15 protein-coding genes are annotated in these 22,552 nt (G+C 66.4%); 10 read left to right on the top strand and 5 right to left on the bottom strand.

All coding sequences use genetic code 11. From position 1 onward, the window contains the following. The first annotated feature begins 46 nt into the window (after nt 1-46). On the top strand, nt 47-1,534 hold the full coding sequence (locus tag J2X54_RS01750) for an ATP-binding protein (protein WP_310177074.1): 1,488 nt from the start codon (nt 47-49) through the stop codon (nt 1,532-1,534). Here J2X54_RS01750 and J2X54_RS01745 read toward each other — a convergent pair. Further along, nucleotides 1,524-4,760, bottom strand: a complete 3,237-nt coding sequence (locus J2X54_RS01745; RefSeq protein WP_310177072.1) for an ATP-binding protein — start codon at nt 4,758-4,760, stop codon at nt 1,524-1,526. The two genes, J2X54_RS01750 and J2X54_RS01745, sit on opposite strands and share 11 nt — an antisense overlap. A 263-nt stretch (nt 4,761-5,023) precedes the next feature. On the opposite strand from J2X54_RS01745, the gene J2X54_RS01740 reads away from it, so the two are divergent. Both J2X54_RS01740 and J2X54_RS01735 read left to right on the top strand, forming a co-directional pair. Beyond that, on the top strand, nt 5,024-5,449 hold the full coding sequence (locus tag J2X54_RS01740; protein WP_310177070.1) for an organic hydroperoxide resistance protein: 426 nt from the start codon (nt 5,024-5,026) through the stop codon (nt 5,447-5,449). A 127-nt stretch (nt 5,450-5,576) separates the two neighbouring features. Continuing rightward, complete coding sequence (locus J2X54_RS01735; protein WP_310177068.1) at nt 5,577-6,047, top strand: GNAT family N-acetyltransferase; 471 nt, start codon at nt 5,577-5,579, stop codon at nt 6,045-6,047. Here the strand turns inward: J2X54_RS01735 and J2X54_RS01730 are convergent. Together J2X54_RS01730 and J2X54_RS01725 are read right to left on the bottom strand one after the other, a co-directional pair. Continuing rightward, nucleotides 6,044-7,282: an ATP-binding protein gene (locus tag J2X54_RS01730; protein ID WP_310177065.1), complete on the bottom strand. Its 1,239-nt coding sequence runs from the start codon at nt 7,280-7,282 to the stop codon at nt 6,044-6,046. The two genes, J2X54_RS01735 and J2X54_RS01730, sit on opposite strands and share 4 nt — an antisense overlap. Further along, nucleotides 7,272-8,693, bottom strand: coding sequence for a sigma-54 dependent transcriptional regulator (locus J2X54_RS01725; protein ID WP_310177063.1), 1,422 nt, complete (start codon nt 8,691-8,693; stop codon nt 7,272-7,274). Before J2X54_RS01725 ends, J2X54_RS01730 begins: the two co-directional genes overlap by 11 nt. Nucleotides 8,694-8,934: 241 nt before the next feature. Here J2X54_RS01725 and J2X54_RS01720 point away from each other — a divergent pair, with 241 nt between their 5' ends. From J2X54_RS01720 to J2X54_RS01705, 4 genes are read left to right on the top strand one after another with little or no spacing between them, the layout of a single operon-like run. Continuing rightward, nucleotides 8,935-10,179: an efflux RND transporter periplasmic adaptor subunit gene (locus tag J2X54_RS01720; protein WP_310177061.1), complete on the top strand. Its 1,245-nt coding sequence runs from the start codon at nt 8,935-8,937 to the stop codon at nt 10,177-10,179. 41 nt (nt 10,180-10,220) lie between these two features. Then, a complete protein-coding gene (locus tag J2X54_RS01715) occupies nt 10,221-10,901 on the top strand; it encodes an ABC transporter ATP-binding protein (protein WP_310177060.1) in 681 nt (226 codons plus the stop codon). A 4-nt stretch (nt 10,902-10,905) separates the two neighbouring features. Then, complete coding sequence (locus J2X54_RS01710) at nt 10,906-13,338, top strand: FtsX-like permease family protein (protein ID WP_310177056.1); 2,433 nt, start codon at nt 10,906-10,908, stop codon at nt 13,336-13,338. Between the two features lie 18 nt (nt 13,339-13,356). Further along, entirely contained in the window at nt 13,357-15,852 is a 2,496-nt protein-coding gene (locus tag J2X54_RS01705) for an ABC transporter permease (protein WP_310177053.1), read from the top strand. 63 nt (nt 15,853-15,915) lie between these two features. Here J2X54_RS01705 and J2X54_RS01700 read toward each other — a convergent pair whose 3' ends face one another. Together J2X54_RS01700 and J2X54_RS01695 are read right to left on the bottom strand one after the other, a co-directional pair. After that, complete coding sequence (locus J2X54_RS01700; protein ID WP_310177051.1) at nt 15,916-16,962, bottom strand: FKBP-type peptidyl-prolyl cis-trans isomerase; 1,047 nt, start codon at nt 16,960-16,962, stop codon at nt 15,916-15,918. A gap of 129 nt (nt 16,963-17,091) precedes the next feature. Beyond that, nucleotides 17,092-18,972 carry a potassium transporter Kup gene (locus J2X54_RS01695; RefSeq protein WP_310177049.1) on the bottom strand — a complete coding sequence of 627 codons (1,881 nt, stop codon included), beginning with the start codon at nt 18,970-18,972 and terminating at the stop codon, nt 17,092-17,094. Nucleotides 18,973-19,221: 249 nt separating this feature from the next. Between J2X54_RS01695 and rarD the strand changes: the two genes are divergently transcribed. The 3 genes from rarD to J2X54_RS01680 all read left to right on the top strand — a co-directional run bounded on the left by rarD (nt 19,222) and on the right by J2X54_RS01680 (nt 22,529). Further along, the gene (rarD, locus tag J2X54_RS01690; protein ID WP_310177046.1) at nt 19,222-20,115 is read left to right on the top strand and encodes an EamA family transporter RarD; all 894 of its coding nucleotides are present in this window, start codon (nt 19,222-19,224) and stop codon (nt 20,113-20,115) included. Between the two features lie 88 nt (nt 20,116-20,203). Next, nucleotides 20,204-21,871, top strand: a complete 1,668-nt coding sequence (gene ettA, locus J2X54_RS01685) for an energy-dependent translational throttle protein EttA (protein ID WP_070250707.1) — start codon at nt 20,204-20,206, stop codon at nt 21,869-21,871. A 199-nt stretch (nt 21,872-22,070) separates the two neighbouring features. After that, nucleotides 22,071-22,529: a cache domain-containing protein gene (locus tag J2X54_RS01680; RefSeq protein WP_310177043.1), complete on the top strand. Its 459-nt coding sequence runs from the start codon at nt 22,071-22,073 to the stop codon at nt 22,527-22,529. The last annotated feature ends 23 nt before the right edge of the window (nt 22,530-22,552 follow it).

Here is a 22,552-nt window from a genome sequence, read left to right as displayed (position 1 = left end):
TGGATAATGTTCGCCGTGCGGCTGCAAAAAAAATATACTGCTGCTTATGACCACCGCGCTCCCTCTCCCCATTACCGCCGAGGCCGAACAGTTCAAGCTGTTCATCTCCAGCGTCAGCGACTACGCCATCTACATGCTCTCGCCCGACGGCATCGTGTGCAGCTGGAATGCCGGCGCCCAGCGCTTCAAGGGATATACGGAAGCGGAAATCCTGGGGCGCCATTTTTCCTGCTTTTACACGGATGAGGACCGCGCCGCCGGGCGCCCGGCGCAGGTGCTGCACCAGGCCGCGCAGGCACGCTTCGCGGACGAGGGCTGGCGCGTGCGCAAGGACGGCACGCGGTTCTGGGCCAGCGTGGTGATCGACCCGGTGCGCGGCAGCGACGGCACGCTGATCGGCTTTGCCAAGATCACGCGCGACGTCACCGAGCGGCGCCGCGCCGACGAAACTTTGGCGCAGGCCAAGGATGCGCTGTTCCAGTCGCAAAAGCTCGAAGCCATCGGCAAACTCACCGGCGGCATCGCCCACGACTTCAACAATCTGCTCAACGTGATCAGCAATGGCCTCGACCTGCTGCGCGTGGTCAACGACCGGCAAGTGCAGAACAAGACCATCGACAGCATGGAGCGTGCCACCAAGCGTGGCGCCAGCCTCACCCAGCAGCTGCTGGCGTTCGCGCGCCAGCAGCCGTTGAAACCGGAACGGGTGGGCGTCAACCGCGCCATCAACAGCTTCGAGGCGGTGCTGCGGCGCGCGATCCGCAGTTCGATCCGGCTCGACCTGCAACTGGCCTCCAACCTGCCCGACGTGATGACCGACATTACGCAATTCGAGTCCGCGCTATTGAACCTGGTGGTCAACGCCCGCGACGCCATCGAGGCCGCCGGCACGATCACGATCGCCACGGCGGTCGATGGCGCCAGCGTGGTGGTGTCCGTGCGCGACACCGGCGCCGGCATGACCGAAGCCGTGGCGCAGCGCGCGGTCGAACCGTTCTTCACCACCAAGGAGGTGGGCAAGGGTTCGGGCCTGGGGCTGTCGCAGGTCTATGGCCTGATGCAGCAGGCCGGCGGCGACCTGGCGATCGTTTCCAATCCGGGCGCGGGCGCCTGCATCACCTTGCGCTTCCCGGCGCTGGCCGACACGGAGCCGGAAACCGATGGCGACGAGGCGGCGGAAAAAGTGCTGATCGTCGACGACCAGCCCGACGTGCTGGACATGGCCAGCCACCTGTTTGCCAGCCTCGGTTACCAGGTGCTGGCCGCCAACAACGGCCAGGAGGCGCTCGATACCCTGCACCGCCATCCCGACATTTCGATCCTGTTCAGCGACGTGGTCATGCCCGGCATGAGCGGCATCGAGCTGGCCAAGAGCGCGGTGGACTACCTGCCGTCGCTCAAGGTGATTCTCGCTTCCGGCTACGTGACGTCGGCGCTGCAGCAGGACCACCCCGACCTCGACCAGTTCCAGCTGATCGGCAAGCCGTACCGCCTGTCGGACGTGATCCGCAAATTGAAGGCGGTCAGCGCGTAGGGTTTGCGCCGTTGGTACCGTTGGTACCGTTGGTACCATTTACGCCGCCGGCGCGGTCCAGCCACTCGACGATGGTGGCGATCATCTGGCCGGCATCGACCGGCTTCGAGATGAAGCCGTCCATGCCGGCGGCCAGGCATTCGCCGCGCTCGGCCTGGGTTACGCCGGCGCTCATGGCCAGGATCGGCGTGCGCACGCCGCGCTCGCGCAGCAGCCGCGTGGCTTCGTAACCATCCATCACCGGCATTTGCACGTCCATCAGGATGATGTCGAACGGCGCCTGCGCCATCGCCAGCAGTTCCAGCGCGTCGCGGCCGTTTTCCGCCACCGTGGGCGTGGCGCCGGCCAGCTCCAGCAGGCGCGACGCGACCAGCTGGTTGATCGGGTTGTCTTCCACCAGCAGCAGGCGCCGGCCCGCCAGCGGCCTGGCCTGCGCCTGCTGCGGCGTGGCCGTGGCGGCCGGCGCGCCGGAGTCGCCGCGCTGGCCAGGATCGGCCAGTTGCGCCAGCAGCCGCGATACCGCGCGGCGCGTGACAGGCTTGACCACGGCGCCGTCGAACAGGGCGGCGTCGAACGCCGGTCCGGCTGCCGCGTGCATCAGCACCAGTTGCACACCGGCCGCGCGCGCGGCGGTGCGCAGGCGCTCGGGTGCGGCCGCATACAGGCCGGCGCTCACCAGCGCCACGCCGATGCGCGCGCCGGCATTGTTATCGTTATTGAGCAGGGCGATGGCCTCATCGATGGTATTGGCGCTGTGCGCCGGCAGGCCATGGAACGCGGCGCTGTACAGCAGCGCCCTGAGCGACGCCAGGTGGGCGTCGATGAACAGCAGCGCGCCGGCGACCGGCGGCGCCGGTTCGGAACGTTGCAGGGCACCGTCGCCAGCGGCTGCCACCGGCAGCGTAACAACGAAGGTGGCGCCGGCGCCGGCTTCGCTGGCAACGACGATGCTTCCCTTCATCAACGCCACCAGCTTGCACGAGATGGTCAGCCCCAGGCCGGTGCCGCCGTACTTGCGCGAGGTGGACATGTCGGCCTGCTCGAACGGCTGGAACAGCCGCTGCTGCTGGGCCGCCGACATGCCGATGCCGGTATCGAGCACGGTGATCTCCAGCAGGTCGCCCTGCAGCGCCAGGCTCACCACCACCTCGCCGGCGGCGGTGAATTTCAGGGCGTTGTTGACCAGGTTGGTGATGATCTGGCGCATGCGCATGGCGTCGCCCACCAGCCGCGCCGGGAAGTCGGCCGGCACCACGATGGCCAGCTCCACCGCGGGCTTGCTGCCCGAGGACAGCATGGCCGCTTCGGCTGCCTCGACCAGGCCGTGGGTGTCGAAGGCTTCGCGCTCGATCTGGATCTTGCCCGCCTCGATCTTGGAAAAATCGAGAATGTCGTTGATGATGTGCAGCAGCGAGCGGCCGCACGATTCGATCAGGTCCAGGTAGCCGCGCTGCTCGCCGGTCAGGCGGGTATTGCCCAGCAAGTGCGAGGCGCCCAGCACCGCGTTCATCGGCGTGCGGATCTCGTGGCTCATGTTGGCGACGAATTCGCTCTTGGCGCGGTTGGCCGCCTCGGCCAGCTTTTCGTTGGCCGCCTGGGCGATCTCGATCTGCTTGCGCGCGCTGATGTCGGTGACCAGCACGTGGAAGCCGCGCACCACGCCATCGGCATCGAGGTCGGGAATGTAGTCGATCATGAAATGCTGCGGCCAGCCCGGACGGTCGAACGCCTCTTCGAAATGCATGGCGGCACCTTCGAGCACACGCTCGATGCGCGCGCGCAGCACGCCGTACACGTCGTCGCCCAGCACCTCGGCCAGGTGGCGGCCAAGAATGGCGTCGGGCGCGATGCCCAGCACGCGCTGGTGGGCGTTGTTGGCAAAGCGGTAGATCTGGTCCTGGTCGAGATACGCGATCAGCGCAGGGCTGTTATCGGCGATGGTGCGCAGGAACTTTTCGCTGTCCTGCGCCTTGCGCTGGGCCGCGCGCTCCTGCTCCTCGCTGTGCGACTTGGCCGCCAGCGACGCTTCGAGCGCCTCGGTACGCTGCGCCACCTTGTGTTCGAGCGCGGCGTTGAGGATATTGAGTTCGTCGCGCTTTTGCGCCAGCCGCGCCAGCAGCGCGTCGAACGCGCGGGTGAGCGTGTGCACTTCGTAAAAGCCGCCGCGCACGGACAGTGTGGCGACGTTGTCGCCTGCAGTGGCGCCGATGGCAGCCGCCGCCTCGGCCGCTTTCAACAGCGGCGCGGTCAGCCGGCGCGCCAGCAGCCAGCCGCACACCGAAAACAGCAGCGTGAGCGCGATGCCGCTCTGGTAGATGCGGCGCTGCATGTTGACCACGTGGGCGTAGGCGCTGTCGGCCTGCTGGCGCGCCAGCACGGTCCAGCCCATGCCGGGGTAGTCGCCCTTGCCGTGGGTGGCGCAGCGCGCCGTGATATAGCGCTTGCCATCGACCCATTGCAGCTCGCTGGACACCGGCGAGGCAGCCAGCGCGCCCGGCGCCAGGCGATCGAGCACGTTGCCGACCGCGTCGTCGGGACCCATCAGCACCGTGCCGTCGGCAGCGAGCACCATGATCTCCACCGGGCGGTCGGCCACCGGCGCGTTGAACATGCGCCCCAGCTGGCCGATCCAGCCCCAGCTCAGGTGCGCGCCCAGCACGCCGGCCGCAGTACCCTTGCCCTCGGCCAGGCGCACTGGAAAGGCGAGATCGACGAAACGCTGCGGATTGCCACGGTCAAGCGGCAGGTGCTTGGCCAGCAGCTTGGCGTCATGGACGTCGTGCACGAAAATGCCCTTGACGGCGTCGCTGAACCACGGCCGCTTCGAGACGTCCACGCCTTCGAGCATGCCACCGGTGCTGGCCACGACCGTGCCGCGAGCGTCCGCCACGCCGATCCAGGCATATTGCGGGGCCGAGGTTTGCACTTGCTCGAGCAGTTCGCGGCGACCCTCGGCAGCGCGGCCGGCATAGGCGGGATCGCGGTCGATGCGCTCGGCCAGCTGGCGCACTTCGAGGTAGCGCGTGGCCATATTGTCGTCGATCATGTCGGCTGCCGTGCGGGCCCGCTCGACCAGGATCTCGCCCACCGTGCGCTTGATGTCGGTGGTCGCGATGCCGCCCACGATCCACACCATCAAACCCGTGACCAGCAACGTGGCAGCCGCGATCACGATCGCCAGCAGGGTGCTGAGGCCAGGCAGGCGGCGGCTGTGGCGCAAACTCATGGGGGTCACCGGTGTTGTGTCTTGATGGAAAAGTCTAACACACGCGCCCCGCCCGGCCGGTGGCTTGCAGGCCCGGCGTTTCCTGCCGGGCCGGTCACTTGTCACAACTTCTTACAAATATAGCTTGCTATTAAATCGCGTGCTATGTATAGTACTGTTCATGGGCGCTGCGCAAAGTTGAAGACGCAGCGCCAAGACGAAGCAAAGCATTAAAATTGAAACGTTGTTCCCTCATTCACCGTAGTCATTGAAAGGTACACATCATGTCGATCGAAAAAGTTCTCTACCGCGCAACCGCCACCGCTACCGGCGGCCGTGAAGGCAAGGCCCTGTCGTCGGACGGCGCGCTGGACGTCAAGCTGACCACTCCGAAAGAACTGGGCGGCGCGGGCGCGGCAGGCACCAATCCTGAGCAACTGTTCGCAGCCGGCTACTCGGCCTGCTTCCTGGGCGCGATGAAATTCGTCGGCGGCCGCGACAAGATCGCCATCCCGGCTGACGTGTCGATCGAAGGCAACGTGGGCATCGGTCCGATCCCGACCGGCTTCGGCATCGAAGTGGAACTGAAAATCTCGCTGCCAGGCATGGACCGCGAAGCAGCCCAGAAACTGGTCGACGCCGCCCACATCGTCTGCCCGTACTCGAACGCCACCCGCGGCAACATCGACGTCACGCTGACCATCGTCTAAGCCCACTTCGGGGTCAGTGCCGACATTCGGACATTTTTGAACTCAATTGTTGAAGTATGATTCAATAATTAAGTTCCCTGATGTCCGAATGTCGGCACTGACCCCGAAGCTTTTTGGTGAGATAGAAATGATTGAATGGCAATGGTTAGCGTTTGATGAGATTTCCCGGCGTGACTGGTACGAGGTGCTGCGCCAGCGCCAGCAAGTGTTCATCCTCGAACAAACCTGTTTATATCCCGATATCGATGGCCTCGATCCCCACTGCCACCACCTGATGGCGTGGCGCGAGGTCGACGGCCAGCGCGTGTTGCAGGCGAGCTTGCGAGTGCTGCCGCCCGGTCTGAAATACCACGAGATGTCGATCGGCCGCGTGCTCACCACCGAGGCCGCGCGCGGCACCGGCATCGGCCGCGCCCTGCTCGACCGCGCCATGCCGCTGGCCGACGCGCTGCACCCTGGCCACGCCTGCCGCATCGGCGCCCAGGCGCACCTGGAAAAATTCTACGGCGGTTACGGCTTTGTGACCGTGACCGAACCGTACGACGAGGACGGCATCATGCATATCGATATGCTGAGGCCTGCTACTGCCGCTGCCTAGAACGTCAGCAGGAAGCGCGCGCCGGCGCCTACCGGCCGCGCATGGCGCACCGTGCCGCCGTTGGCGTGCACCAGGTGCCGCACCATCGCCAGGCCGATGCCGCGCCCCTGCTTCCTGGTCGAGAAAAACGGCGTGAAGATGTGCGCGGCCAGCGCCGCTGGCACGCCGGGACCATTGTCGGCCACCTCGATGCGCAGTCGCCCGCCTCGGCTCAGGCGCGCGGTGACGCTCGCTTGCGGATGTGCGATCTGCGCAGCCGTTGCTGCCTCGGCCGCATTCTTGAGCAGGTTGATCAAGGCCTGCTCCAGCTGGCCCGCATCGATCACCGCGTCGAGCGACGCCGGCTCCACCGCAAATACCACCTGCCCGCCCATTGCTTGCCACCCTGGCGCCACCAGCGCCGCCAAGCGCGCAAACATGGCTTCGAGCGCCACCCGCTGCGGCTGCGCCGGCGGCACCGTGGACAGGCTGCGGTAGCTGGCCACAAAGTCCACCAGGCTGGCGGCGCGGCGCGCGATGGCGTCGAGCGCGGTGGCCAGGTCGGCATGGATGTCGCCCGGCAGCATGGCTGTCGCATCGTCGAGCAGGCCGCACGCGGTGCGCGAGAGCGAGGCCACCGGTGTCAACGAATTCATGATCTCGTGGGTGAGCACCTGCACCAGTTCGCGCCAGGCGTTGAGCGCTTCGGCTTCCAGTTCGCTTTCCACCGGCATCAGGGCAACCAGCCGCTGCGCCGCGCCGTGCAAGGTCAGTGCAGAGACGGCGACCAATGCCCGTTCGACGCCGCGCTCGGTGTCGAAACTGACCAGTTGCCGCTGGCCCGCCGGTTGCGCCGCCAGCAGCTGGCGCAGCGCTTCCGGCGCACTGGCGCGGCCCGGCGCCAGCAGCCGGCGCGCGCTGGTGTTCAGTGGCGCCAGCGCGCCGTCGCCGCTGGCGTGGTCGATGCCGAACAGCGCGATCGGGGCGTGCTCGAGGCGCGCTTCGAGCGCCTGCACCGCATCGGCCAGCGTCTCCCGGCTGGCGGTCGGCATGGCCGCGGGTGCTTCCATATGCGCACGCGGCATGGCAAGACGCCGCAGGCATTGCCAGAGCATCGCTGCCGGCGCCAGTGCCAGCAGCGCACACAGCACGATGCGGCGCGGTTCGGCATGCAGCGCATCGGCGCCGATGGCCAGCGCCAGCAGCGCGGTCACACTGGCCGCTGCGCCCAGTTGCAGGCGGCGCTCAGATGCCATGCTTGCCCAGCTTGCGGTACAAGGCCGCGCGGCTGATGCCCAGCGTTTTGGCGGCGTGACTGATGTTGCCGTTGAACCGCGCCAGCGTGCTGGCGATGGCCTGGCGTTCGAGCGCGTCGAGTGTGCCGGGTTGGTCGGCGCCAGCGGTTGCCGGCCCGCTGGCCGGCGTGTCGGCGCCAGTGCCGACGCAGGCATTGGCACTGGCGCCGATTGCAGGTGATGCAGCAGCAGCAGCGACAGTCCCTGCCACCGGCCCGCCCAGCGCAAAATCGGCCAGCCCGTACTGCGCACCCTGGCCCAGGATCACGGCGCGCTCGCATGCGTGGCGCAGCGCGCGTACATTGCCGGGCCAGTCGTGGCGCAGCAGACTATCCAGGGCGGCGCCAGCCACCGTGCGCGCCGGCCGTTGGTACTGCGCTTCGTACAGCTTCAGGTAGTGCGCAAGCAGCAGCGGAATATCGCCGGGCCGCGCGCGCAGCGGCGGCACCCGGATCACGATGGTATTGAGGCGAAACAGCAGGTCGGGCCGGAACACGACCGGATCGAACAGCCGCGCTTCGTCGAGGTTGGTGGCGCTGATGATGCGCGCGTCGATCGCTTCGGGCTTGTCGGCGCCCATCGGCGTGACCTCGCGCCTCTCGAGCGCTGTGAGCAGCTTGGCCTGCGCACCGAGCGGCATGTTGCCGATCTCGTCGAGGAACAGCGAGCCGCCGCGCGCGGCCTGGAAGCGTCCCGCGCGATCGGCGCGGGCGTCGGTGAAAGCGCCCTTGCGGTGGCCGAACAACTCGCTCTCGAACGTCGATTCGGGCAGCGCGCCCATGTCCACTGCCAGCAAGGTGCCGGCCGCGCGGCGCGACTGCGCGTGGATGGCGCGTGCCACCAGCTCCTTGCCCACGCCGTTTTCACCCAGCACCATCACGTTGGCCTCGGTGGGCGCCACGCTGGCGATCAGGTGGGCCAGTTCGCGCATGGCGATCGAATCGCCCATCAATTCGGACGGCGCGGCCGGCGTGCGCCGGGCCGCGCGGCGGGCCAGCGCCTGGTCCACCGCCGCCACCAGGCGGGCGTTGTCCCACGGCTTGGTGATGAAGTCGCCAGCGCCGCGCTGGAGCGATGCCACCGCCAGCGGCACGTCGGCGTACGCCGTCATGGCGATCACCGCCGGCGGGCTGGTTTGCGCCAGCAGCAGGTCCAGCAGCGCCAACCCCTCGGCGCCGTCGATAAAGCCCGGCGTAAAATTCAGGTCGAGCAGCACCACGTCCGGCACCGCATCGGGACCTTGTGCGAGCAGCGCCGGCAGCGCGGCCGGATCGCACAAGGTAACCACCTGCTCGTGGCGGCGGCGCAGCAGCAGGCGGGCGGCGGTGGCGACGTCGGGATCGTCGTCAAGGATCAGGATGTGGGTGGACATGGGGGCATTCTAGCAGTGCACGGGTAGGCCGGGGATGCCCCCGCTGCGCACATGGCGGCACGTTGAGAGACAGTGTTCACAAGCGGACAGCAGGCAGTGTTCATAACCGCACACCGCCGCGCACGATGCCCGTGCAGGCCGCATGCAGCCACGTTTTCACCGGGTTGGCAACACCTGGCACAGCCTTTGCAGTACCATGGTCATGCACAACAAAATAAATTCTCCCGCCAGCGGCGCGGCCATGGACACCGTCGTCCCGCGCCGGCACGGCAGGCGCATCGCCATCGCGCTCGCCGGCGTGGTCGTCGCCGCCGTGGCGGCGTATGCGCTGTGGGCGCTGCTGCCGCGCGGCTTGCGCGTCGATGGCGCCGACCTGCGCATCGCACAAGTGGCGCGCGGCGTGTTTGTCGACGAGATCGTGGTCCGCGCCAATGCCGAACCGCTGCACTCGGTGATCCTCGACGCGGTCGAATCGGGGCGGGTGGAGGAAGTGCTGGCCACCGACGGCGCGCTGGTCAAACAGGGCGAGCTGCTGTTTCGCATCTCCAATTCGCAGCGCCACCTGGAGCTGCTGGCGCGCCAGTCCGAACACGCGGTGAGCATCTTCAACCTCTCCAACCTGCGGGTGGCGCAGGAGGCCAGCGCCAGCGACCACCAGCGCCGCCTCGACGAACTGCGCTTCAATGCCGAACAGGCCCGCAAGCGGCACGAGCGCAACACGCGCCTGGCGCAGCAGGGTTTTATTTCGACCGTGGCGCTGGAAGAATCGAACGATATGCTGCAACAGCAACAGCAACTGCTGGCTTTGCAGGAGCGCGCTGGCAAGACCGAGGCGCGCGTGCGCGACGCCGCCGCACGCCAGCTGGAAACCGCGATCGGCGGCTTGGACTCCGGCCTGAAACTGGTGTCCGGCACGGTCGATGCGTTGGCCGTGCGCGCGCCGGTAGACGGGCGCCTGACCAACTTCCGCCTGCAAGTGGGCGAGTCGGTCGCCACCGGCAAGAACATCGGCCGCATCGACGATCCGGTGCGCTTCAAGCTCGCTGCCAGCGTGGACGAGTACTACCTCAACCGCATGGCGGTGGGCCGCCACGGCAGCGTCAAGCAGGACGATCGCGACTATCCGGCCGACATCCGCGCCATCTACCCGCAAATCAAGGACGGCCGCTTCACGGTAGACCTGGTGTTTACGAAAGGGCAGCCGCCGGTGATGAACCCGGGCCAGAGCCTGGACGCGCGCGTCACGCTGGGCGAGCCGGCGCCGGCGCTGCTGCTGCCCGGTGGCGCCTTCATCAACGACTCCGGCGGCGCCTGGGTGTATGTGCTCGATGCCGACGGCCGCGGCGCCCAGCGCCGCGCGCTGCGCGTGGGCCGCCGCAACAACGCCCAGATCGAAGTGCTGGCCGGCCTTGCCGCCGGCGACAAGGTAATCGTCTCCAGTTACGCGGCCTACGGAAATTCGCCGCGGTTGCAGCTGGACCGCTGAAAAGTGCAGTAAATTCCCCTCTCAACCAAAAAGGCTATCCCATGCTCAAACTCGTCGGCGTCAGCAAGATCCACCAGGCAGGAGAAGTACAAACCACGGCGCTCGACCGCATCGACCTGCATATCGAAGCTGGCGAATACGTCGCCATTACCGGCCCCTCCGGTTGCGGCAAGTCGACCATGCTGGGCATCCTCGGCCTGCTCGACGTACCGACCTCCGGCGAATACTGGTTCGAGGGCCGCAACATCGCCGGCTGCAGCGAATCGCAACTGAACAAATTGCGGCGCGGTCGCGTGGGTTTCATCTTCCAGAGTTTTAATCTGATCGAAGAGTTATCGGTGTTCGAGAACGTCGAACTGGCGCTCGAATACAACGGCACGCCGGCGCGCGAACGACGCACGCGCGTTGCGGCGATGCTGGAAAAGCTGGGCGTGGGCCACCGCGCCGCGCACCGGCCATCGCAGCTGTCGGGCGGCCAGCAGCAGCGGGTAGCGATTGCGCGCGCGCTGGTGGCCGGCCCCGCCGTGCTGCTGGCCGATGAACCGACCGGCAACCTCGATTCCGCCCACGGCGACGAGGTCATGCGCCTGCTGCGCGAGATCAACGCCGAGGGCACCACCGTGGTCATGGTCACCCACTCGCCTGACCACGCGGCGCAGGCCTCGCGCACCTTGAACCTGCTCGACGGCCGGGTGGTGGTCGATGCGCTGCAGGCGGCGTAAGGTGATGAACCTGCGCGACTTTCGCATCGGCTGGCGCCTGCTGGTGCAGCAGCCGGCTTACTCGCTGGTGGTGATCGCCGGCCTGGCGGTGGGCTTTGCATCATGTTTCCTGCTGTTTGGCTACGTGGCGTTCTGCCTCAACTTCAACAGCGCGGTACCCGCCAACGACAGCGTGGTGGCGGTCAAGCAGCGCTTCAATCTGGCCCCGCGTCCCGAGTGGCAAATCCGCGCCTTCGTGCCGCTGCGGGACGTGGCGCTGGCCAGCGGCATGGCGCAGGCGGCCACCATCGTTCTGCCGCTCGAGACGCCGCTACGCGTCAACGGCACGCCCCATGCGCTGGCGCTCAGCGTGGTCGATCCCGCGTTTGCGGCCATGTTCGACGTCCGTGCGCTCGAGGGCGATGTAGAAGCCGCGCTGGCGCGGCCCGACGGCCTGGCGCTGACGCGCACCGGCGCGGCCAGGCTGTTCGGCTCCACGCCCGCGCTGGGCCAGGCGGTACGCGCGGACAGCGCCACGCTGCTGGTGCGGGCGATCCTGCCCGATCCTCCGGCCAATGGCAGCGTCACCTACGAGGCGCTGGTGGGCAGTAGCAGCACCGCCTGGCCACAGCGCGCCACGGCGCTTTCCACATGGCGCAGCGCGCCGGTGTATCTGAAACTGGCGCCCGGCGCTTCCAGCGCGGCATTGACCGCCCTGCTGGAGCAGGCCAACCACAATTCGCCAATGATCCAGCCTATCCTGAACAGCGCGCTGGGCCAGGGGCTCAATGGCCGCAAGGTGGCCGATTTCGCGCTGCTGCCGCTGCGCGACGCCTATTTCGATCCGGGCATGGCTGCCAGCCGCGACGGCGCACGCTACGGCCAGCGCGGCGCCGTGGCCGGCATGGCGGCCGGCGGCCTGCTGATCCTGCTGCTCGCGTCCGTCAACTACGTCAACCTGGCCACCGTGCGCACCTTGCGCCGGCAACGCGAGATCGGCATCCGCAAGCTGCTCGGGGCAAGCACGTCGCAACTGGTGCGCCAGTTCCTCAGCGAGGCGATGCTGACCGCCGTACTGGCCGCCATTGTTGGCTTGCTGCTGGCGTGGTTGTTGCTGCCCACCTTCTCCGACCTGGTCAACCGCCGCCTGGAAGGGATGTTTACGCCGTGGCGTTGCCTGCTCGCGCTGGCGTTCGGTGCGCAGGTCGGTGCGGTGGCCGGCCTGTATCCGGCCTGGATCGCCCAGACGGCGCTGCCCGGCCCGGCGCTGGCAGGACGCGGCAACAGCGAAACCGTCGATGGCCTGTGGGTGAGGCGCCTGCTCACGGTGCTGCAGTTTGCCAGCGCCATGGCGATCTGCGCCACAGCGCTGGCGGTCGGCTGGCAAACCTGGTACGCCAGCCACGCCTCGCCCGGTTTCGATCCGCGCCAGTTGCTGGTCCTGGCACTGCCCGAAACATCCGACAAGCCGGGAGCACGCGCCTTTATCGCGCAACTGGCGCGCGAACCCGGCGTGCAGGGCGTCGCCACCATCTCGGAGGCGGTGGGCCGCAACAACGTAATGACGGGTACCACGACCACTGCCGATGGCCGCGACATTCCCATGGAATGGAAACTGGTCAGCCCCAACTGGTTCGCGGTGCACCAGTTGCGGCCCGTGCACGGGCAATTGTTTGATCCGCGCCAGGCGCCGCTGCCGGTGCCGCAGGATTTCGATCCGCGCCGCAGTGCGGCGGCGCAGCAGCTGCCACCCGGCACCGACGTCGTGCTCAGTGCCGCTGCCGCGCTGGCGCTGGGCTATGCAACGCCCGCCGTTGCGGTGGGCAAGCGCCTGTCCGATGGCGGGCAAATCATCGGCATCGCTCCCGACGTGCGCTTTCATGACTTGCGCCAGCCGCCCGGCGCCATCGTGTACCGCGTGCAGCCGGCCCGCGTGCTGACGATCCGCACCAGCGACAGCTTCGAGGCGGCCTACGACCAGGTAGCGTTGCTGTGGCAACGCCATTTTCCGAACCGGATCATGGACCTGCAAAGCCAGGGGGCCGTGCTGGCCGAGCGCTACGCCGACGACGCGCGCCTGGTGCGCATACTCGGTATCACCAGCGCGGTGGCGATCCTGCTGGCCGGTTTCGGCATCTACGTGCTCTCGGCCTACAGTGTGCAACGCCACCGGCGCCAGATCGTGCTGCGCAAGCTGTACGGCGCCGGCCGTGCCGACATCGCCCTGATGCTGGGTCGCGAATTTTCCTTGCTGGTTGGCGCCGGTGCGCTGGTGGGACTGCCGCTGGCGGCGCTCGCCATTCAAAACTACCTGGCCGCCTACACCGAGCACGCACCGATCGGCGCCTGGACGCTGGCGGCAGCGCTGGCGCTGGCGGCGCTGGTGGCGCTGCTGGCCACCACGCGTCACACGTTCGCCGCATTGCGCGTGGCGCCCGTGGTGGCGCTGCGCGACTGAACCCATCAAGGAGCTGCGATGAACCTGTTTAGCCTGCCGCGCCACTTGCGGATCGGTGCCCGCCTGCTGGCGCGCCAGCCGCTGCAATCAGCCATCGAGCTGCTGGGACTGGCTACCGGCTTCGCGGTATGCTTCCTGCTGCTCGGGTATGCGCACTACGCGTTCACCTATGACCGCGACGTGCCCGCACGCGACCAGGTGTACCTGGTCAAGCACCGGCTCAATTTCATCCCGCAGCCGCAGTGGATGGAGTACACGCCATTTGCGCTGCGCGAAGTGGCGCTGCGCAGCGGCCTGCCGCTCGACGTGAGCGCCTGGTGGCCACGCCAGGCCACCGCGCGCCTGCAAGGCCTGCCACGCGAGGTCGATATCACGCTGGTCGATCCGGCCTTCGCAAGCATCGCCGGCCTGCGGGCGGAACAAGGCGATTTGCAGCAGGCGCTCACCCGGCCCGACGGCGTGGCTGTCACGCGCCAGGCCGCGCGCCAGCTGTTCGGCGATGCCGCTGGCAACGCCTCCGCGCTGGGCCGCACGGTCGAGATCAACGGCCAGACGGTGCAGGTGCGCGCGGTGCTGGCCGACCGTCCCGCCAACAGCACCATTCAATTCGGCATCCTGGTCGGCGTCGATACCGCGCTGTGGCCGGAACCGGAGCGGCGTGCGGCGCTGGCCAACTGGATGGGCATTGGCGGCCGAATTTACATCAGGACCGGGCCCGGGGTGCAACCGGCGGCGCTGCAACAGGCGCTGCAAAACGTGATCGACCGCGCGCCGTGGGGCAATATGGCCACGCCCGAGATGAAGGCGGCGCTGGGCCAGCGCAAGATGGTCGATATCGCCCTGGGGCCGCTGGCCGACGCGTATTTTGATCGCAGCGTGGCAGGCACCATGGGCACAGGCCCGCGCGGCGACCGCCGCCTGGTGCTGGCGATGGCCGGCGCCGGCGTGTTGATCCTGCTGCTCGCTGCGCTCAACTACGTCAACCTGGCCGCCATGCGGGTGGTGCGCCGCCAGCGCGAGATCGCCATGCGGCGCGTGCTGGGCGCCTCCGGCGGCCAGCTGCTCACGCAGTTCATGGCCGAATCGGTGCTGCTGGCCACCGCGGCCGCCGCGGCCGGCATGCTGCTGGCATGGTTGCTGGCGCCGGTGGCGTCCGACCTGCTGGTGTGGCAGACGGCGGGCCTGTTCACGCCTGCCAGCGTGGCGGCGGCGCTGGCAGCGGGAGTTTTACTGGGCGCGGCGGCAGGGGTCTATCCGGGCTGGCTGGCGCGCGGCGTCGACCTGGCGCGGGTGCTGTCGCACCGCAGCGGCGAGACGGCCGGTGGCCCTTGGTTGCGGCGCGCGCTGGCGGCGCTGCAGTTCAGCGCGGCCATGGCGATGGGCGCGGTGGCGCTGGCGATCCTGTGGCAAACCCGCTTTGCCGCCGCCGCACCGGCTGGCTTCGACGCGGCGCCGCTGCTGGTGGTCGAGCTGCCAGCGGGCGATGCCACGGTCCGGGTGGCAGCGTTGCGCGACGCGCTGGCGCGTTTGCCCGGGGTGGCGGGCGTGGCCGACAGCCGCTCGGTGCCGGGACGCGACGACGGCACCGGCACCCTGGGCAGCGTGGCGGTGCAGCGGGTGGACGGCAGCAGCGCGTCGCTCACCGTGTATGCCGTGGGCGCCGACTTCTTCAACGTCTATGGGCTGGCGCCGGCGGCGGGACGGCTGTTCGATCCGGGTCTGGACCGGGTCCGAAGCCAGCCGGCCGGGCAGCAGGCAGACCAGCCGGCACCACCGCAGGGCGAGCCAGACCAGCCGGTGGTGCTCAACGACGCGGCAGTGCGCGCGCTGGGCTGGCAGTCCACCGCGCAGGCCGTCGGCCAGCGCATTACCGGCACCCGCTACCGCATCGTCGGCATCGCGCCCGCTATCCGCTGGGAGTCCCTGCGTGCGCCGGTGCGGCCGATCCTGTACGCACTGGCGGACGACAGCAACCTGCTGACAGTGCGCCTGGCCGGCCGGGGTGATGAGTCTAAAATAGTAGCAGCCCAAGTTGCCATTGCTGCCACGGCCGCGCGCTATGTACAGGGCACGCCGCCGGTGGTGCGGCGCGCGGGCAGCTACCCGGCCGAGGCCTACGCTGCCGATGCGCGGCTGGCGCGCATGCTGGGCTGGGCGACTGCCATGGTGCTGGCGCTGGCGGCGTTCGGAGTGTATGCAATGGCGGCGGCCAGCGTGCAGCGGCGCGGGCGTGAGATCGTGCTGCGCAAGCTGCATGGCGCCGGCCGCGCAGCGATTGCAGCGCTGGTGGCGCGCGAATTCGTGCTGCTCACCGCCGCTGCGGCCTTGCTCGGGCTGCCGCTGGCGGTACTGGGCGTGGAACGCTACCTGGCGCCGTTCGTGGCGCATGCACCGTGGGGCCGCTGGGCGCCGCTGGCGGCCTTGGCGCTGGCGCTGCTGGTGGTGGCGCTGGCCGCCGTCCGCCATACGCTGGCGGCGATGCGCACGTCCCCGGTACAGGCGCTGCGCGATTGAGGTGAGTATCCCCAAAAAAAACGGCGGCATCGCTGCCGCCGTTTTTGCCTGGAGAGATACCGATTACGGCGCTGGTGCCGTATCGAGCACGTCCACCAGTTCAAGGCTGTACACCAGCGAAGTGTTGGGCGGGATGCCAGCGTTGCCGAGAGCGCCATAAGCCATTTTGCCCGGGATGATGACAGTGCGCTTGCCGCCCACCTGCATGCCGAAAATGGCATTGTTGAAGCCTTCGATCACCGGCGGTGTCTGCTTGGCCGCGATCATGGCAGCGATAGCAGCCGGGGTATTTACCTCGAACGAGAACGGTTTCACGGTAGTGTCGGTGGTGACATTGGTCTGGATCTGCGTACCGATGCGGCTGTCGCGGGTGCCATCGTAGAAATACACGGTATAGCGCACTTGCGCGAACTTGCCCGCCGAGGCCAGCTTGCCGGCGCCCACGGTCGGGGTTACTAGGTCGGTCAGGACGGTCGGCGGCGGGACCGGTCTGATATTGGGCAACATGGTCACGGCCACCAGCTCGATGTCGTACACCAGCGGCGAATTGGCCGGCACTGCGGGGAAGGTTTTTTGCAGATTGTTTTTTGCCGTCCTGGCCGGAATGGCGGTCGGACCATACGCCAGTGTGGCCGGGAATACGGCCGTGCGCTTGCCGCCAACTTTCATGCCCACCACTGCCTGATCGAAGCCGATCAACGCGGTGCTACCGGCCAGCGGCTTGCCCGCGCCCAGCGTGAACGGCTGCATCGGGAACTCGGGGAACATCGATTCGCCCGGCGCCGACGTTTCCACCACCGCGCCCTTGCCATCGGCCTTGGTGCTGTCATACAGGTAGCCGGTGTAATTGACCGTCACCAGCTGCGAATCGATCATATAGCTGAGCAGTATGGTCCTTTGATTTTCCGGCAGGGCGGCATCGGCGGGATCGTAGATCGTCTCCGGCTTGCCCAGCGCAGCGGTGGTACCAGTCCCCACCAGCGTATCGGTCTGCTTGTACTCCGGCTGCACCACCACCACGGCCTCGGGCGGTTTGTAATGGCCGCCGCACGCGGACAGGGTTGCCGCGCCAATGACTGCGACGGCAATGAATTTCAACATCGATTTCATGATGACCTTTGAGGATAAGTTCGTATTCCTTGGCAGCTTTGCAGCTTTTCAGGAGCAGAAGTGTAGCAGACCGGGCACCCAGTGCCCGGGCCACAACATTCGGTTACATATTTTTGGCGGCCGGCGTGGCTAGATTTCCACCTGCGTACCGAGCTCGATCACCCGGTTCGGTGGAATCTGGTAGTAGTCGGCCGCGCCACGGGCGTTGCGCGACATGGCGACGAACAGGTGTTCGCGCCATGGCGCCATGCCCTTGTCCGGCGCCGAGATCACGGTCTGGCGCGCGATGAAGAACGAGGTTTCCATCATTTCGAACGGCAAACCGAGGCATTCGCACTGCTGCAGCACCTTCGGCACGTCCGGTTCGTCCTTGAAGCCGTAGTAGACGTTGACCTGATAGCACTGGTGGCCGAGGTCGGTCACCTTGACCTGTTCGTCGAGCGGCACATACGGTTCCTCGATGATGTGGACGGTGAAGAATACCACCCGCTCGTGCAGCACCTTGTTGTGCGACAGGTTGTGCAGCAGCGCGTGCGGCACGCCGTCGCTCTCGCCGCGCAGGAAGATCGCGGTGCCGTACACCCGGGTGGGGGGCGCGACGAACAGCGACGACATGAATTCCTCGAGTGGGATCGCATGCCGTTGCAGGTTCGAGAACACCAGCTCGCGCCCGCGCTTCCAGGTCATCATCACGGTAAACAGGATGATGGCCAGCAGCAGCGGGAACCAGCCGCCGTGGAACAGCTTGAGCGTGCTGGCCGAGAACAGCAGCACGTCGATGGTGATGAAGAAACCCGTGGCCAGCATGCACACCCACAGCGGCAGATGCCAGCGGTAGCGGATCACGAAGAACGTCAGCACGGTGGTGGCCAGCATGGTGGCGGTGACCGCGATGCCGTAGGCGCCGGCGAGTTTATCGGACGAACCGAAACCGACGACTGCCATCAGCACCACCACCAGTTGCAGCCAGTTTACGGCCGGAATATAGATCTGGCCGATCTCGGTGGCGGACGTATGGTTGATGCGCATCCGTGGCAACAAGCCGAGCGCGATAGCCTGCTTGGTCATCGAGAAGGTGCCGGAAATGGTGGCCTGCGAGGCGATCACCGCCGCTGCCGTGGACAGGACCACCAGCGGGTACACGCTCCAGGAACCGAGCTGGTTGAAGAATGGGTTCGACACCGCATCGGGGTGCGTAAGCAGCAGCGCGCCCTGGCCCAGGTAATTGAGCGCCAGCGCCGGGAACACGATCAGGAACCAGGCCATGCGGATCGGCTTCTTGCCGAAGTGGCCCATGTCGGCGTACAGCGCTTCGGCGCCGGTGAACGCCAGCACCACGGCGCCCAGGGCAACGAAGGCGATCATGCGGTTTTCCAGCATGAAGTGGAACGCGTTCATCGGGTTGAGCGCGTACAGGATCTGCGGTGCGGCAACGATGTTGATCACGCCCATCACCGCCAGCGCGGTAAACCACAGCAGCATGACGGGGCCGAACCAGCGGCCGATGCCGGCCGTGCCCAGGTGCTGCACCGAATACAGCGACACCAGTACGATGATGGTGAGCGGCACGATGTACTGTTCCAGCCCCGGCGCGGCCACTTCCAGGCCCTCGATCGCGCCCAGTACCGAGATGGCCGGGGTGATCACGCTGTCGCCATAGAACATGGTGGCGCCGATGACCCCCAGCACCAAGAGCGGATAATGCCAGCGCGGCGCGGCCTTGCTGACCGAATTGAGCGCCAGCGCCATCAGCGCCATGATGCCGCCCTCGCCGCGGTTATCGGCGCGCAGCACCAGCGTGACGTACTTGAGCGAGACGATCATCGTCAGGCCCCAGAAAATCAGCGAAATAATGCCCTGCAGGTTGGCCTCGTTGAGGACCAGGCCGTGGTCGGGATCGAAGATGGTCTTGAGGGTATAGAGGGGGCTGGTACCGATGTCGCCGTAGACGATGCCGATGGCGGCCATGGTCAGCGCGGCAACGCTGCTTTTCTTGTGTTGCTCGGTCAAGATTGCACCTGTTGTTGTTTTGTTGCATTGCACAGTAGGACAAGGTCCAACAAAACGCAAGGAGATTTTGGCTTGGGGAATGGCATCGGAGTCGTTCCAATTCGTCAATAACGCCAGTGTACGCCGCCCGGCGACGCGTGGGCGTCCTGCTTGCAGTGTGCCAGGCAGTTGAGGCCAGCAAGCAACGCCCGGATAGGTCATAATGTCAGACCGACCACAAGTTTTCACCCCCTTTCGCCGCCCCGCACCATGAACCCAGGAATTCTCTACGCTGCCTCTGCCTTTATCTTGTGGGGAATTTTTCCGCTGTATTTCCACGCCATCCGCGCGGTACCGCCGCTGGAAATCCTCGGCCACCGCATGTTGTGGTCGCTGCTCTTCCTGGCCATCGTGCTGACCGTGCGCCAGCAGTGGAAATGGTTGCCGCAAGTGGTGCGCCAGCCGCGCGTGCTGGGCGCCTTTATCGCCAGCGCGCTGCTGCTGTCGTCGAACTGGTTCGTCTACATCTGGTCGGTCAACAACGGCCACGTGCTCGACGCCAGCCTCGGCTACTTCATCAATCCGCTGATCAACGTCATGCTGGGCATGCTGGTGCTCAAGGAAACCTTGCGCCGGGGCCAGTGGCTGGCCATCGGCCTGGCGGCCTGCGGTGTGGCCTGGCTGACCTGGTCGGCCGGGGAATTGCCGTGGATTGCCTTAATTTTAGGCATCTCGTTCGCCTGCTACGGCCTCCTGCGCAAGACCGCCGCACTGGCCGCGCTCGAAGGCCTGTCGCTCGAGACCATGCTGCTGTTTCCGTTGGCGCTAGGCTATGTGCTCTGGCTGACCGTGCAGGGCCAGAACACTTTTATCAACACCGATATGGGCGCCACGCGCTGGCTGCTGGCGGCGGCCGGGCCGATCACCGCGATCCCGCTGCTGCTGTTTGCCGCTGGCGCGCGCAAGATTTCGATGTCGGCGCTGGGGCTGCTGCAATACCTGTCGCCGAGCTTGCAGGCGCTGTTGGGCGTGTGGGTGTTTCACGAGGCGTTCCCGCCAGAACGGCTGATCGGCTTTGCGATTATCTGGACCGCGCTGGCGCTGTACGTGGCCGAAGGGCTGTGGGCCAGCCGGCGTAACAGGCTCAATACGCGCCCTAAATAGTGGGCGGAACATGGGATTTGTCGTATCCTGTCGTCCTTCCCCGGATTTCCACCGCGATTTTCACCTCATCATTTCACCGAGACACTGAATGGCAAATTACGTCTATACCATGAACCGCGTGGGCAAAATTGTCCCGCCGAAACGCCAGATCCTCAAGGATATTTCACTCTCCTTCTTCCCGGGCGCAAAAATTGGCGTGCTGGGCCTGAACGGCTCCGGTAAATCGACCTTGCTCAAAATTATGGCAGGCATCGATACCGACATCCAGGGCGAAGCGCGCCCGATGCCGGGCCTGAACATCGGCTATCTGCCGCAGGAACCACAGCTCGACCCGGAAAAAACCGTGCGCCAGGAAGTGGAATCAGGCCTGGGCGAAGTGTTCGAAGCACAAGCCAAGCTCGACGCCGTGTACGCGGCCTACGCCGAGGAAGACGCCGACTTCGACGCCCTCGCTGCCGAGCAGGGCCGCCTGGAAGCGATCATCGCCTCGTCCGACGGCGGCAACCTGAACCTGCAACTGGAAATGGCTGCCGACGCGCTGCGCCTGCCGCCATGGGACGCCAAGATCGGCGTGCTGTCCGGCGGTGAAAAGCGCCGCGTGGCGCTGTGCAAGCTGCTGCTGTCCAAGCCCGACATGCTGCTGCTCGACGAACCAACCAATCACCTAGATGCCGAATCGGTCGAATGGCTCGAGCAATTCCTGCTGCGCTTCCCGGGCACCGTGGTCGGCATTACCCACGATCGCTACTTCCTCGACAACGCCGCCGAATGGATTCTCGAGCTCGACCGTGGCCATGGCATCCCGTGGAAGGGTAATTACTCGTCGTGGCTGGAACAGAAGCAGGACCGCCTGAAGCAGGAAGAATCGACCGAATCGGCGCGCCAGAAAGCGTTGCAGAAGGAACTCGAGTGGTCGCGCCAGAATCCGAAGGCGCGCCAGGCCAAGTCGAAAGCCCGCCTGGCCCGCTTTAACGAGCTGAGCGAACACGAATACCAGAAGCGCAACGAGACCCAGGAGATCTTCATCCCGGTCGCCGAGCGCCTCGGCAACGAAGTGATCGAATTCAAGAACGTCTCGAAAGCGTTCGGCGAGCGCCTGCTGATCGACAACCTGTCGTTCACCGTGCCGCCAGGCGCGATCGTCGGCATCATCGGCCCCAACGGCGCCGGTAAGTCGACCCTGTTCAAGATGATCGCCGGCATCGACAAACCGGACAGCGGCGAAGTGGCGATCGGCCAGACCGCGCGCATCTCGCTGGTGGACCAGAGCCGCGACGAGCTGGCCAACAACAAGACCGTGTTCGAGGACGTGTCCGGCGGCGCCGACATCCTGAGCGTGGGCCGCTTCGAAATGCCGTCGCGCGCCTACCTGGGCCGCTTCAACTTCAAGGGCGGCGACCAGCAAAAGATCGTCGGCAACCTGTCCGGTGGTGAACGCGGCCGCCTGCACCTGGCCAAGACCCTGCTCAAGGGCGGCAACGTGCTGCTGCTCGATGAACCGTCGAACGACCTGGACGTGGAAACCCTGCGCGCACTGGAAGACGCGCTGCTCGAGTTCGCCGGCTCGGTGATGGTGATCTCGCACGATCGCTGGTTCCTCGACCGTATCGCCACCCACATCCTGGCCTTCGAAGGCAACTCGCAAGTGACCTTCTTCGACGGTAACTACCAGGAATACGAAGCGGACAAGAAGAAGCGCCTCGGCGAAGAAGGCGCCAAGCCCAAGCGTATTCGTTACAAGCCACTGACGACGTAATTGCAGCACCACGCGCGGGCACGGCCACACGGCCGGGCCCCGCAGCAGTACACTCCCACACGCCATGGCTAGCGCAATGCTAGCGTTGCCAAAAGGCATCATCTGGCGACTTATCTTCCGCCAGACACTCACTGAAATTTCCGCCGCGCTACTATAAGACATCGCCGGCAGGATCCGGCATTACCAGGAAAAGAACATCATGGTCCAGCCCCGCCTGCTCGTTGCCGCTTCCGCCCTGCTCTTGTTGATGTCGTCGCCACAGGCCGCCGACGGCGGCGCCACCCGCGCCGATGCCGAAGCCATGGTCAAGAAAGCCGTGGCCCACATCAAGAGTACCGGCGACACCAAGGCCTATGCCGACTTTACCGCCAAGGCGCCGCAATTTGTCGACCGCGACCTGTACATCGTGGTGTACCGCAGCGATGGTACGGTGCTGGCGCACGGCAGCAATGCCAAGATGGTCGGCAAGAACCTGATCGAACTGAAGGACATCGACGGCAAGGCGTTCATCAAGGAACGCGTCGACATGGCCAAGAGCAAGAACAGCTTCTGGCAAAACTACAAGTTCACCAATCCGGAAACCAAGAAGATCGAGCCCAAGCAGATGTACTGCGAAAAGCTGACCGAGACCGTGGTCTGCGGCGGCGTTTACCTGTAATCCCCTCCCCATGCGGCTGCGGC

The organism is Duganella sp. 3397, assembly GCF_031456625.1.
Lineage (GTDB): Bacteria > Pseudomonadota > Gammaproteobacteria > Burkholderiales > Burkholderiaceae_D > Rugamonas > Rugamonas phyllosphaerae.
Note: the sequence above shows the minus strand (reverse complement) of the source record. Positions and strands in the feature narration are given on the sequence as shown.

Excerpts from the sequence above, each read along its gene's own strand:
- J2X54_RS01680 (WP_310177043.1), top strand. The coding sequence starts at position 22,071 with ATGGTCCAGCCCCGCCTGCTCGTTGCCGCTTCCGCCCTGCTCTTGTTG.
- ettA (WP_070250707.1), top strand. The coding sequence starts at position 20,204 with ATGGCAAATTACGTCTATACCATGAACCGCGTGGGCAAAATTGTCCCG.
- J2X54_RS01705 (WP_310177053.1), top strand. The coding sequence starts at position 13,357 with ATGAACCTGTTTAGCCTGCCGCGCCACTTGCGGATCGGTGCCCGCCTG.
- J2X54_RS01715 (WP_310177060.1), top strand. The coding sequence starts at position 10,221 with ATGCTCAAACTCGTCGGCGTCAGCAAGATCCACCAGGCAGGAGAAGTA.
- J2X54_RS01720 (WP_310177061.1), top strand. The coding sequence starts at position 8,935 with ATGGACACCGTCGTCCCGCGCCGGCACGGCAGGCGCATCGCCATCGCG.
- J2X54_RS01710 (WP_310177056.1), top strand. The coding sequence starts at position 10,906 with ATGAACCTGCGCGACTTTCGCATCGGCTGGCGCCTGCTGGTGCAGCAG.
- J2X54_RS01730 (WP_310177065.1), bottom strand. The coding sequence starts at position 7,282 with ATGGCATCTGAGCGCCGCCTGCAACTGGGCGCAGCGGCCAGTGTGACC.
- J2X54_RS01725 (WP_310177063.1), bottom strand. The coding sequence starts at position 8,693 with ATGTCCACCCACATCCTGATCCTTGACGACGATCCCGACGTCGCCACC.
- J2X54_RS01740 (WP_310177070.1), top strand. The coding sequence starts at position 5,024 with ATGTCGATCGAAAAAGTTCTCTACCGCGCAACCGCCACCGCTACCGGC.
- J2X54_RS01750 (WP_310177074.1), top strand. The coding sequence starts at position 47 with ATGACCACCGCGCTCCCTCTCCCCATTACCGCCGAGGCCGAACAGTTC.
- J2X54_RS01745 (WP_310177072.1), bottom strand. The coding sequence starts at position 4,760 with ATGAGTTTGCGCCACAGCCGCCGCCTGCCTGGCCTCAGCACCCTGCTG.
- rarD (WP_310177046.1), top strand. The coding sequence starts at position 19,222 with ATGAACCCAGGAATTCTCTACGCTGCCTCTGCCTTTATCTTGTGGGGA.
- J2X54_RS01735 (WP_310177068.1), top strand. The coding sequence starts at position 5,577 with ATGATTGAATGGCAATGGTTAGCGTTTGATGAGATTTCCCGGCGTGAC.
- J2X54_RS01700 (WP_310177051.1), bottom strand. The coding sequence starts at position 16,962 with ATGAAATCGATGTTGAAATTCATTGCCGTCGCAGTCATTGGCGCGGCA.